10 protein-coding genes are annotated in these 11,518 nt (G+C 72.7%); 9 read left to right on the forward strand and 1 reads right to left on the reverse strand.

The window, feature by feature from the left end:
• Positions 1-56: 56 nt before the first annotated feature.
• The 6 genes from OHA64_RS36790 (at position 57) to OHA64_RS36815 (ending at position 7,052) form a co-directional block, all read left to right on the forward strand.
• Positions 57-1,304, forward strand: coding sequence for a damage-control phosphatase ARMT1 family protein (locus tag OHA64_RS36790; RefSeq protein WP_405620687.1), 1,248 nt, complete (start codon positions 57-59; stop codon positions 1,302-1,304).
• Between the two features lie 168 nt (positions 1,305-1,472).
• A complete protein-coding gene (gene cyc2, locus OHA64_RS36795) occupies positions 1,473-3,629 on the forward strand; it encodes a germacradienol/geosmin synthase Cyc2 (RefSeq protein ID WP_405620689.1) in 2,157 nt (718 codons plus the stop codon).
• A gap of 266 nt (positions 3,630-3,895) precedes the next feature.
• Positions 3,896-4,480: a PDZ domain-containing protein gene (locus OHA64_RS36800; RefSeq protein ID WP_405620691.1), complete on the forward strand. Its 585-nt coding sequence runs from the start codon at positions 3,896-3,898 to the stop codon at positions 4,478-4,480.
• Positions 4,481-4,655: 175 nt separating this feature from the next.
• Positions 4,656-5,783 carry an aminopeptidase P family protein gene (locus tag OHA64_RS36805; protein WP_405620693.1) on the forward strand — a complete coding sequence of 376 codons (1,128 nt, stop codon included), beginning with the start codon at positions 4,656-4,658 and terminating at the stop codon, positions 5,781-5,783.
• Positions 5,784-5,829: 46 nt separating this feature from the next.
• On the forward strand, positions 5,830-6,777 hold the full coding sequence (locus OHA64_RS36810; RefSeq protein WP_405620695.1) for an aminoglycoside phosphotransferase family protein: 948 nt from the start codon (positions 5,830-5,832) through the stop codon (positions 6,775-6,777).
• A 134-nt stretch (positions 6,778-6,911) separates the two neighbouring features.
• Complete coding sequence (locus tag OHA64_RS36815; protein ID WP_405620697.1) at positions 6,912-7,052, forward strand: hypothetical protein; 141 nt, start codon at positions 6,912-6,914, stop codon at positions 7,050-7,052.
• A 5-nt stretch (positions 7,053-7,057) separates the two neighbouring features.
• Here the strand turns inward: OHA64_RS36815 and treZ are convergent, their stop codons facing one another.
• Entirely contained in the window at positions 7,058-8,803 is a 1,746-nt protein-coding gene (gene treZ, locus OHA64_RS36820) for a malto-oligosyltrehalose trehalohydrolase (RefSeq protein ID WP_405620699.1), read from the reverse strand.
• 185 nt (positions 8,804-8,988) lie between these two features.
• On the opposite strand from treZ, the gene OHA64_RS36825 reads away from it, so the two are divergent.
• The 3 genes from OHA64_RS36825 to OHA64_RS36835 all read left to right on the forward strand — a co-directional run bounded on the left by OHA64_RS36825 (position 8,989) and on the right by OHA64_RS36835 (position 11,456).
• Positions 8,989-9,540: an FHA domain-containing protein gene (locus tag OHA64_RS36825; protein WP_405620701.1), complete on the forward strand. Its 552-nt coding sequence runs from the start codon at positions 8,989-8,991 to the stop codon at positions 9,538-9,540.
• 138 nt (positions 9,541-9,678) lie between these two features.
• Positions 9,679-11,040, forward strand: a complete 1,362-nt coding sequence (locus OHA64_RS36830) for a M14 family zinc carboxypeptidase (RefSeq protein ID WP_405620703.1) — start codon at positions 9,679-9,681, stop codon at positions 11,038-11,040.
• On the forward strand, positions 11,037-11,456 hold the full coding sequence (locus OHA64_RS36835; protein ID WP_405620705.1) for an SSI family serine proteinase inhibitor: 420 nt from the start codon (positions 11,037-11,039) through the stop codon (positions 11,454-11,456). Before OHA64_RS36830 ends, OHA64_RS36835 begins: the two co-directional genes overlap by 4 nt.
• Positions 11,457-11,518 lie beyond the last annotated feature (62 nt).

Consider the following 11,518-nt stretch of genomic DNA (forward strand, 5'->3'; position numbering starts at 1 on the left):
CGAGGGCGGCGTGAGGTTCCGTCGGCGGCCGAACGCCCCGCGATACGGTGAGGCGCATGCCCGACACCCCGCCGCCCGTGCCGTCCGCGCCCGTGATCCTCGCCGACGAACCCGGGTCGTTCCCGCACAGCGTGCTTGCCGAACGGCATCCCGCGATCATCCGGCAGGTACGCGAGGCCTTCCCGTACGGCCCCGAACAGCACGACGCCCTCGACGCGCTGCTCGCGAGTTGCGTCGAAGGCGTGATCGAACCACTCCCGGCCGACACGCACGACCGGGAACGATGGTCGGCCTGGGGCATGGACGAGTACACCGGCCGCTCCTGGTACGACGTGCCGTGGCTGTGGTCGGAGAGCCACTTCTATCGCCGACTCCTGGACGCCGTCGGCTACTTCGGTCCCGGACCCTGGCAGGGCATCGACCCCTTCCGCCCCTTCAAGCTCGCCGAACTCGACTCCCGGGAGACGGACGAGGAACTGGCCGCCCTCGACGACCTCGCCGGCCGCCCGGCGGACGAACAGGCCACCGCCCTGCTGCACGGCTCCCTCTGGGGCAACCGCGCCGACCTCGGTTTCCGCCTCTCGGACGCCTCAGCCGAGGACAAGGCCGCCGTCCCCAGCCTGGTCGCCGACGACAGTGACACCCTCTGGACCCTGCTCGGAGCCGCGGGAGCCGCAGTAGGCACCGGCGGGACCGGCGGCACGGGAGGTCCACGAGGATCAGGAGGCGCAGGCACTCTCTGTCTGATCGCAGACAACGCCGGCCGTGAGCTGATCCCCGACCTGCTGCTCATCGCCCACCTGCTCGCGCACGGGCGGATCCGGCGGGCCGTCCTGCAGGTCAAGCCGTATCCGTACTACGTCTCCGACGCCACCACTGCCGACGTGGTCGACGCGCTGCGCCGGCTGACCCGGGACCCGGGCGAGGCCGCGGCTCACGGGCACCAGCTCTGGTCCGCCATGGCCGACGGCCGCCTCACGGTCCGCGCGCACCCCTTCTCCTGCGCCCCGCTGCCGTACGCGGACCTGCCCGACGACCTCCGCGAGGAACTCGCCGAGGCGGACCTGACGGTCGTCAAGGGCGACCTCAACTACCGCCGCCTGGTGGGTGACCGCCGCCACCCCGCGACCACGCCCTTCGCCGAGGTCACCGCTTATTTCCCGGGCCCGGTGGCCGCCCTGCGCACCCTGAAGTCCGACGTGATCACCGGCCTGGACGCGGACACGGAGACCGCACTGGTCGCCGCGGAGGGGCAGCGCTGGCGCACCAGCGGTACCCATGCCCTGATCCAGGTCAGGCCCTGAGGAGATCCGGGGCGTCCCTGGGGGGCGGGCCGCGCGGGGGCGGGCGGTGCGTACGCCGGATGGCAGGCCGTAGAGCTGACGGCGGGTGAATTCACCCTGATTCACGCGATGGTGTGATCATGTCCCGGCGGGTGGATGCCTTAGGAGGGCCCTGGGTAGGGCCCGGCCATGACGCAGCAGCCCTTCGAACTCCCGCACTTCTACATGCCGTATCCCGCGCGGCTGAACCCGCATGTCGACGAGGCTCGCGCCCACTCGACCGTGTGGGCGCGCGAGATGGGCATGCTGGAGGGCTCCGGGATCTGGGAGCAGGCCGACCTCGACGCGCACGACTACGGCCTGCTCTGCGCCTACACACACCCCGACTGCGACGGCCCGGCCCTCTCGCTCATCACCGACTGGTATGTGTGGGTGTTCTTCTTCGACGACCACTTCCTGGAGATCTTCAAGCGCACCCAGGACCGGGCCGGCGGCAAGGCCTATCTGGACCGGCTCCCGATGTTCATGCCGATGGACCTGTCCACACCGATGCCCGAGCCGCAGAACCCGGTCGAGGCGGGCCTCGCCGACCTGTGGCGGCGCACCGTGCCGTCGATGTCCGCCGACTGGCGCCGCCGCTTCTCCGTCGCCACCGAGCACCTGCTCAACGAGTCCCTGTGGGAGCTGTCCAACATCAACGAGGGGCGGATCGCCAACCCGGTCGAGTACATCGAGATGCGCCGCAAGGTCGGCGGCGCCCCCTGGTCGGCCGGTCTGGTGGAGTACGCGACGGCCGAAGTCCCCGTGTCCGTCGCCGGTTCGAGGCCGCTGAGGGTCCTGATGGAGACCTTCTCCGACGGTGTCCACCTGCGCAACGACCTGTTCTCCTACCAGCGGGAGGTCGAGGACGAGGGCGAGCTCAGCAACGGTGTGCTCGTCCTGGAGACCTTCTTCGGCTGCACCACCCAGGAAGCCGCCGACACCGTCAACGACATCCTGACCTCGCGCCTCCACCAGTTCGAGCACACCGCGTTCACCGAGGTCCCCGCCGTGGCCCTGGAACAGGGCCTGACCCCGCCGGAGCTGGCCGCGGTCGCCCAGTACACGCGGGGACTGCAGGACTGGCAGTCCGGCGGCCACGAATGGCACATGCGCTCCAGCCGGTACATGAACGCGCGGGCCCGGTCCAGCAAGCCCTGGCACGGCCTCACCGGGCCCGGCACCTCGGCCGCCGACGTGGGCGCACTGCTCGCGTCGGCCGGCGTCGAGCGGCTGCGCGCCCACACCCATGTGCCGTACCAGAAGGTCGGCCCGTCCCGGTTGCCCGACTTCTACATGCCCTTCCAGGTCGAGCTCAGCCCGCATCTGGACGGGGCCCGTTCCCGGCTCACCGAGTGGGCGCACCGCATGGGCATCCTGCAGGAGGGCGTCTGGGACGAGGACAAGCTCGCAGCCTCCGACCTCCCGCTGTGTGCGGCCGGCCTCGACCCGGACGCCACCCCCGAGGCCCTCGACCTCAGCTCCCACTGGCTGGCCTGGGGCACGTACGGCGACGACTACTACCCACTCGTCTACGGCCACCGACGAGACCTGGCCGCGGCCCGCCTGACCACTCAGCGCCTGTCGGACTGCATGCCCGTCGACGGCGAGGAGACCGTCGTCCCGGCCAACGCCATGGAGCACGGACTGGTCGACCTGTGGGCGCGTACGACGGCGGCGATGACCCCCGACGAACGGCGCACCCTGAAGCGCGCGGTGAACGTGATGACGGAGAGCTGGGTCTGGGAGCTCTCGAACCAGCTCCAGAACCGCATCCCCGACCCGGTCGACTACCTGGAGATGCGGCGCTCCACCTTCGGCTCCGACCTCACTCTGAGCCTGTGCCGGATGGGTCACGGCCCCGCCGTCCCGCCGGAGGTCTACCGCAGCGGCCCCGTCCGCTCGCTGGAGAACGCCGCCATCGACTACGCGTGCCTGGTCAACGACGTGTTCTCGTACCAGAAGGAGATCGAGTACGAGGGCGAGATCCACAACGCGATCCTCGTGGTGCAGAACTTCTTCGGCATCGACTACCCGACCGCCCTCGGCGTCGTCCACGACCTGATGACGCAGCGCATGGAGCAGTTCGAGCATGTCGCCCGGCACGAACTACCCATCGTGTACGACGACTTCGACCTCTCCGAGGAGGCCCGCGAGGTCATGGGGAACTATGTGGCCGACCTGCGGAACTGGCTGGCGGGCATCCTGAACTGGCACCGCGAGGTGGACCGCTACAAGGCCGACTACCTGGCCCGCCGCGCCCACGGTTTCCTCCCGGACACCCCGCCGGCGCTGCCCGTCGGCTGACCCCGACCCCGGCGAGCCCCACGTCCTCGGCGATGTTCCGCGTGAGCTCGCGGGACGTCTCGTCGGCGGCGGCCCCCACCGCGGAGGCGGCGGGGGCTGGCCGCCGATCAGCTCGTCACGGAACGTAACATCCACCACTGACAACCGGTCCGTGGGTGAGTTCGCGAACCGCCATGGCTTCCCGCCCTTGGCCGCCAGTCAGTCTCACTCGTTCGTGGCTCGTGGTGCGCCGACGCCCTGGGTAGAGCATCACCCGGAGGCGATCCATGGAACAGACTGCGTTGCGTCCCAAGCCGATGCCCGGCCGGGAACCCGGCGGTGGCAGGTCCGCTCCCGCCCGGCGTCCGCACGCCGCACGACGGCGGGGCCGGCGGCTGCGTGCCCTCCTGTTCGCCCTGTTCGTCGGGACGGTCCTGGTTCTGTCCGGGGTCGGTCTGGGCACGGTCGGCGCCCCGGTGATCGGCATGAGCGGACTCGCCGAGCTGCAGCGGCAGGCGGGGCAGGCCGTGGCGGGGGATCACGGGAGCCGGTCCGCCTCGGCGCACCCGAGCCCTTCCTCGCACGCGGGCCCCGCTCCGGCGCCCGGCGGCGCGATGCTCGGTCTGGAGGCCGTGGACGCCGAGAAGGCGGGGGCCCTGGTGGTGGGCGTCCATGTCCCGGGCCCTGGCTACTCCGGCGGCCTGGTGAGGGGGGACGTACTCCTCGCGTTCGGCCGGAACCGCGTCGACTCGGCCGCCGACCTCGCACAGGTCGTCACCCGGGCCCGCCCCGGCAAGGAGGTCGTCGTGACCATCCGCCACAAGAGCGGGGGCTACCAGCAGCTCACGGTCGTCCCCGGCATCGTCACATGAGCACGGCGACTCCCTTCCACGGACAGCCCCCTGGCGGGTCCCCCGCGTTCCGGACGCCGTGTGGTGATCCTGAGGCATGAGGAAGGCGCGAAAGACGTGACAACCGGCTCGCGCGGCCCCCGCTGTGCGGGCAGGATGCTGCCCGTAGTCCTTTCACCCGCCCAGGGAGGCCCGGATGACCGGCAGCACGCCCGCGCCCTTCACCGCCGACGACTACGGGGCTCGTATGCGGCGAGCCGCGCGGGCGGCCGGCGACGAGGGACTCGCCGGGCTCCTGGTGGCGCCGGGGCCGGACCTGGTGTGGCTCACCGGCTACGCGCCCACCGCGGTCACCGAACGGCTCACCTTGCTGGTCCTCGCCCCAGGGCAGGACCCCGTCCTCGTCGTCCCCACCCTGGAGGCCCCGGACGCGGCGAAGGCCACCGGCGCGCCCGCGCTGACCCTGCGTGACTGGACCGACGGCAAGGACCCCTACGCCGTCACCGCGGCGCTCCTCGACGCGAGCGGCCGTTTCGGCATCAGCGACAACGCCTGGGCCATGCATCTGCTGGGACTGCGGAAGACGCTCCCGGGATCCTCGTACGCCTCCCTCACCGAGGCCCTGCCGATGCTGCGTGCCGTCAAGGACGCGGCGGAGCTGGAGCTGTTGGCGGCCGCGGGAGCCGCCGCGGACGCCACGTTCGAGGAGATCCGGAACGTTCCCTTCGCCGGCCGCGAGGAGTCCGAGATCGCCGCGGACCTCGCCCGGCTGCTGCGCGAACACGGGCACGAGCAGGTCGACTTCACCATCGTCGCCTCCGGCCCGAACGGCGCGAACCCGCACCACGAGGTCGGCGACCGGGTCGTCGAGCGCGGCGACATGGTCGTCCTCGACTTCGGCGGACTCAGGGCCGGCTACGGCTCCGACACCTCCCGCACGGTCCACGTCGGTGAGCCCACCGCCGAGGAGCGCCGGGTGCACGACCTCGTCCGTGAGGCCCAGGAGGCGGGCTTTCGCGCGGTACGGCCCGGTGTCCCCTGCCAGGAGGTCGACCGGGCCGCCCGCGCGGTCATCGCCGACGCCGGGTACGGCGACCACTTCATCCACCGCACCGGACACGGCATCGGCGTCACCACGCACGAGCCGCCGTACATGATCGAGGGGGAGGAGCAGCCCCTGGTGCCGGGCATGTGCTTCTCCGTGGAACCCGGCGTCTACCTGCCCGGCCGTTTCGGGGTACGCATTGAGGACATCGTCACCGTGACCGAGGACGGCGGACGCCGCCTCAACGTCACGAGCCGGGAGATGGCCATAGTGGACTGACGAGCAGCACAAGCCCCCACGTCCCCGACCCGACAGCGGCCCGACCATGACCCAGGCACCGACACCCACCGCGGACACCGTCCGCCAACTGGTCCGTTCCCTGCTCAAGGACGGCGGGGCCGACGCGGGCGACGCCGCAGCGCTCGAGGTCCGGCCCGTCGTCGCGGGCGGCGGGCACGCCGCCTGGTGGGTCGGCGCCCGCCATGTGCTGCGCCTCGACGAGGACCGGGAGGCCGCCGTCCGCCGGCGCCGCGAACTGCGCCTGCGGGACCTGGTGCGCCCCTATCTGCCGGTCGCGGTGCCGACGAGTGTGGCGCGCGGAGAGTGGGCACCCGGGCTCACCTACACGCTGGACACCAGGGTGCCCGGCGGCTCGGGGGAGGAGCACGACGTGTCCGCCGTCGGCGAGGCCGATCTGGCCGGGCTGCTCACCGGCCTGCGCGAAGTGCCGGTCCGCCAGGCCGAGACCCTGGGCGTGCCGCGCACCGCCCCACGCTCCCTGGAGGCCCTGCGCCGGGCGGCCGCGAAGGCCGCCGAACGTCTCGCCGCGGCGGACGAGTTCGACCCCGCACGCCTGCACCAGTTCGCGCCGACGGCCGCGGTCCAGCTCGCCGCGCAGTCCGGCAGCGCCGTCCTCGTCCACCACGACCTCAGGGGCGAGCACCTCGTGGTCAGCGCGGACGGCCGGGTGCGCGGTGTCCTCGACTGGACCGGCGCCGTCGTCGGCGACCCCGCCGAGGACATCGCCGGCCTCGCGCTCGCCGTCGGCTCCCCGGCCGCCGTCCGCGCGGCCACCCTCGCCGGCTACGGCGCCCGCCCCTGCCTGCGCGGCCTGTGGCTCGCCCGCTGCGACACCGTCGTGAGCCTCGCCGCCCGCCTGGACGGCCGCTCCCTGCCGCTGCTCAGAACCCAGCTGCGGCGCGCCTGGGAGGCGATCCTGCTGGAACGAGTCACCGAACTGCGGGACGACGAGGAGGCGGACGGCGCCCTCTAACATCCCGCCCGGACTTCTAGCCGGTCGATGGAGTCCTGCTCCCTCGGCTGGCGGGCGGCACCCGCACCACCTACGCCTCGGTCGCCCCCGGGGACGCCGTCGAGGCGGGCGACGAGTCCCTCGCCCACCAGGCCGTGACGACGGACCCGGGCGCGGCCCGCGCGATCCGCGCCACCGTCGTCCGCGAGGGCGACGTCATCGCGGTCTACCGGACGACCGGCGACGCGGCCCTTCCGACGGCCGTGCTCAGCGCGCCGAACGCCAAGCTCGGCTGACGGTGTCACGTCTGCAACAGCACCACACACGACTCTCCGGGCACATGCAGCATCCCGGCCGAGCCCGGCGCCTGTACGGGCTCCCATGCGGCGAGCACGCGTGCGGGGCGTGGCCCCAGGGGGATCGTGGCCGCTTCCTTGGCCAGGTTCACGGCCACGCGGACGTCCCCGCGCCGGAAGGCCAGCCAGCGTTCCTGCTCGTCGTACGCCACCTTGGTGTCGGAGAGGTCGGGGTCGGTGAGGTCCGGCTGCTCGTGCCGCAGCGCGAGGAGGCTCCGGTACCAGGCCAGCACGCGCGCGTGGGGCTCACGTTCGGGTTCGGACCAGTCCAGGCAGGAGCGGTCGCGGGTCGCCGGGTCCTGCGGGTCCGGGACGTCCTCCTCGGCCCAGCCGTGCGCGGCGAACTCCCGGCGCCTGCCCCGCCGTACGGCCTCGGCGAGCTCGGGATCGGTGTGGTCGGTGAAGAACTGCCACGGTGTGCCCGCCGCCCACTCCTCGCCCATGAACAGCATCGGCGTGAACGGCGCGGTGAGGACCAGCGCGGCCGCGCAGGCCAGCAGGCCGGGGGAGAGGGTGGCCGACAGCCGGTCGCCCTGGGCGCGGTTGCCGACCTGGTCGTGGGTCTGGCTGTAGCCGAGGAGCCGGTGCGCCGCCACCCGTGAGCGGTCCAGGGGCCGCCCGTGGTGCCGGCCCCGGAAGCTGGAGAACGTGCCGTCGTGGAAGTAACCGCCACTGAGCGTCTTGGCGAGCGCTTTGAGCGGGGCGCGGCCGAAGTCGGCGTAGTAGCCCTGGGTCTCGCCGGTCAGCGCGGTGTGCAGGGCGTGGTGGAAGTCGTCGTTCCACTGGGCGTGCAGTCCGAGGCCGCCCGCCGCGCGCGGGGTGACCAGCCGTGGGTCGTTCAGATCCGACTCGGCGATCAGGAACAAGGGGCGGCCCACCTCGGCGGCGAGGGAGTCCACCTCCGTCGACAGCTCCTCCAGGAAGTGGTGGGCGCGGGTGTCCGCCAGCGCGTGCACCGCGTCCAGCCGCAGCCCGTCGAGCCGGTAGTCCCGCAGCCACGACAGCGCGCTGTCGAGCAGATACGCGCGCACCTCGTCCGAGCCGGGCGCGTCAAGGTTCACCGCGGAACCCCAGGGCGTGTGATGGGTGTCCGTGAAGTACGGACCGAACTGCGGAAGGTAGTTGCCCGAGGGGCCGAGGTGGTTGTGCACCACGTCCAGGACCACGCCCAGGCCGAGCTCATGGGCCCGGTCGACGAAACGCTTCAGCGCCTCGGGACCGCCGTACGGCTCGTGCACCGCCCACAACGAGACGCCCTCGTACCCCCAGCCGTGCTGCCCCGGGAAGGGGCACAGCGGCATCAACTCGACGTGGGTGACGCCCAGTTCGACGAGATGCCGCAGGCGTTCCGCGGCCGCTTCCAGGGTGCCCTCGCGCGTGTACGTGCCCACGTGCAGCTCGTACACAACCGCGCCGGGCAGCGCGCGTCCGGCCCACTCGGCGCGCCACGCGTACCGCTCGTGATCGACGACCGCGCTCAGCCCGTCCGGGCCGTCCGGCTGCCGGCGCGACCGCGGGTCGGGCAGCACCGGACCGTCGTCCAGGGCGAACCCGTACCGCGTGCCGTCCTGAGCCCGCGCCTGCCCCCACCACCAACCAGGGCGTTCCGGATCGCGCTCCAACGCGCTCGTGGCGCCGTCGCAATGAAGCGTCACACGAGCGGCCTGCGGTGCCCACACCTCGAACTGCACGGACCGTCCCCCTTCGTCTGCTCACCGTGATCTAGCCCGTCCATGGTGCTTCAAACGCGATCAACACGCCGCTGAATCCTCCCCTTTGCGACACGTGTCGCGGCAGATGTCGCCGGGCACACGCGCGGGGCGGCCGTTCTCGCGTTTTCTGGACACCCGGCTCCGGCTGCCCGACAATCACGAACGTGACGTCGTCCTTCGAGTTCAACACGTACCCCGCGCGGCTGTCCGACGCGGAGCGCGACAAGGCGTTGAAGGTGCTCCGGGACGGCGTCGCCATGGGTCGTCTCTCACACGACACGTTCATCCACCGCATGGAGCTCGCGCTCGCCGCCCGCCGCTCCGACGAGCTCGCCGTCCTCACCGCTGATCTGCCCCGGGAGAGCCGTGCCTCCCGCCTGGTGTTCGGCACCGTCGAGGCGGTCTCCGGCTTCACGGTACGGCTGCGCAGGGCCTGGCAGGCCGAGCGGCTCCCCAAGCTGCTGCTTCCGCACCCCGGCGCCGGGCATCCGTTGCGCATCGGCCGCGACCCCGCCAACGGCCTCAGGCTGACCCACGAGACGGTCTCCCGGGTGCACGCCGAACTCAGCAGGCAGGGCGGCATGTGGGTGCTGCGGGACCTCGGCTCCACCAACGGCACGACGGTGAACGGACGACGGGTCATCGGCGCGGCCGTCGTCCGCGAGGGCGACCAGGTCGGGTTCGGCCGGATGGCGTTCCGGCTCTCGGTCGACTGAGCCGGACCTTAGCTCTGGCCCGTGCTTTACCTGATGTGTTGGCTCAAGTCCCTTTGCCCTTCGCGGTGTTGACGTACCCGTCAACTCGTGACTGACTGTGTGTCCACCTTGCACACCAGGTGAACCGTCGGCACCACATTGTGGAGGTGTGCCCTGCCGCCCCTCCTCCGCTACCCGACCGTCGACGAACTCGGCGTCCGGGCGGCAGCACTGGTCGCCCGCCACCCCGAAGAGGCCCGACTGCGCCGGGTGGGCACCTCCCGCGCGGGCACCCCCCTGTGGCTGCTCTCCGTCGGCCACGGCAGCCGTCAGGCACTCGTCGTCGCCGGTCCGCACGCCAACGAACCCGTGGGCGGCGCCACCGTCCTGCGGCTGGCCGAGCGGGCCCTGGCCGATCCGACCCTCACCTCGGGCGCCGACGCCACCTGGAACCTGCTGCTCTGCCTCGACCCCGACGGCCTGCGCCGCAACGAGGGCTGGCTGCACGGTCCCTACACCCTCGGGCGCTACTTCCGGAACTTCTTCCGGCCCGGCTTCCTGGAACAGCCCGAATGGCTGCCCGACGGCGCGGCCGCCGCCGCCCTGCCGGAGACCCGCGCCCTGCTCGACCTCCAGGACGAACTGCGCCCCTTCTTCCAGTGCTCCCTGCACGGTGTCGACGTGGGCGGCGGCTTCGTCGAGCTGACCCGTGACCTGCCCGGCCTCGCCCAGCGCGTCGCGCACACCGCGGCCCGTCTCGCCATACCGCGCGAACTCGGCCCCTACGACACCCTGTACTGGCCGTGCCTGGGGCCGGCCGTCTACCGGATACCGCCGCCGAGCCCGGGCGACCTGGCCGCGGCGATCACCGAGGCCGCCGTCGAGTCGACCTGGTACCACCCGCACCGGCACGGCACGGTGACCGCCGTCGTCGAGGCGCCCATGTGGGGCGTGACGGCCGTCGAGGACGCCGGACCGCCCCCGGACCGGGCCGGTGTGCTGCGGACCGTCAGCCACGCCCTGCGACACGACGTGCGGCTCCTGGAGCTGCTCCTCGCCCGCGTCCGCCCCCAGGTCTTGGCCGCCCCGGACGCGGCCCGGCTGCTCGCCCCGGTCGAGGACTACCTGCTGGTCTGCCCCGGCCTCGCCGACGCGTGGGATCCCGACGTCCCCGACGGCGTCCGCCCGCTGCCGCCCCTGAGCGCCGCCCATCTGGCCGCCCTGCGCATCGCCGGGCGACGCCTCGCCCTGCGTACGGCGGGGCTGCTGCACCAGCTCGTGACCCGGGCCGGCGTCGGCCCGGCCTGGGTGCTGCCCGGCCTGGACCGGCTGATCGACGAGTGGTGCGCCGACTACCGCGACGGCTGCGGGGCACGCTGGGTCCCGGTCGCCCGCCAGGTGGAGTACCAGTCCAGGGTGGTGCTGGACGCCTTCGAACTCGCCGGGCGGTACGCGCCCGCCTCCCGTTCGGGTGAGCCGGGGTGGGGTTCGCAGGCCGCCGTGCCGATGCATCGGGAATGACATACACCACCACAGCGAAAGCGCTCCGGGGCGGCCTGCCCGCCGCGGCCGTCCTTCTGCTCTCCCTCGTGACCCCGGCGCAGGCCACCCCCCAGGAGACCGCCCCGGGCAACTGGCTCTTCGTCTCCGTCGCCTCGGGCGACGCCCGCTCCAGCGAGACACGCAGCACCCTGCTGATGTGCGACCCGCCGCAGGGCCACCGGCGGGCCGCCCAGGCCTGCGCCCAACTGGAGACGACCGCCGGCGACATCCGCGCCCTGCCGGCCGCCGACTCCTACTGCACGATGGTCCACGCACCGGTGACCGCACACGCGCGCGGGCAGTGGAACGGGCGTCCGGTCGCCTACGCGGAGACCTTCCCGAACGCGTGCGTGATGACGGCGCGGACCGGAGCGGTCTTCGCGCTGGACGGCTGACGTCCCTGCCGTAACCAGGGCGCACGCGCGCGTGGGCCGGCCGCTCGGCGACCGCACGCGCG

The sequence above is a fragment of the Streptomyces sp. NBC_00076 genome (assembly GCF_045041235.1).
In the GTDB taxonomy this organism is placed as follows: Bacteria; Actinomycetota; Actinomycetes; order Streptomycetales; family Streptomycetaceae; genus Streptomyces.

Bases quoted from the DNA above. Each gene is read 5' to 3' on its own strand.
- OHA64_RS36790 (WP_405620687.1), top strand. From the start codon at position 57: ATGCCCGACACCCCGCCGCCCGTGCCGTCCGCGCCCGTGATCCTCGCC.
- cyc2 (WP_405620689.1), top strand. From the start codon at position 1,473: ATGACGCAGCAGCCCTTCGAACTCCCGCACTTCTACATGCCGTATCCC.
- OHA64_RS36800 (WP_405620691.1), top strand. From the start codon at position 3,896: ATGGAACAGACTGCGTTGCGTCCCAAGCCGATGCCCGGCCGGGAACCC.
- OHA64_RS36805 (WP_405620693.1), top strand. From the start codon at position 4,656: ATGACCGGCAGCACGCCCGCGCCCTTCACCGCCGACGACTACGGGGCT.
- OHA64_RS36810 (WP_405620695.1), top strand. From the start codon at position 5,830: ATGACCCAGGCACCGACACCCACCGCGGACACCGTCCGCCAACTGGTC.
- OHA64_RS36835 (WP_405620705.1), top strand. From the start codon at position 11,037: ATGACATACACCACCACAGCGAAAGCGCTCCGGGGCGGCCTGCCCGCC.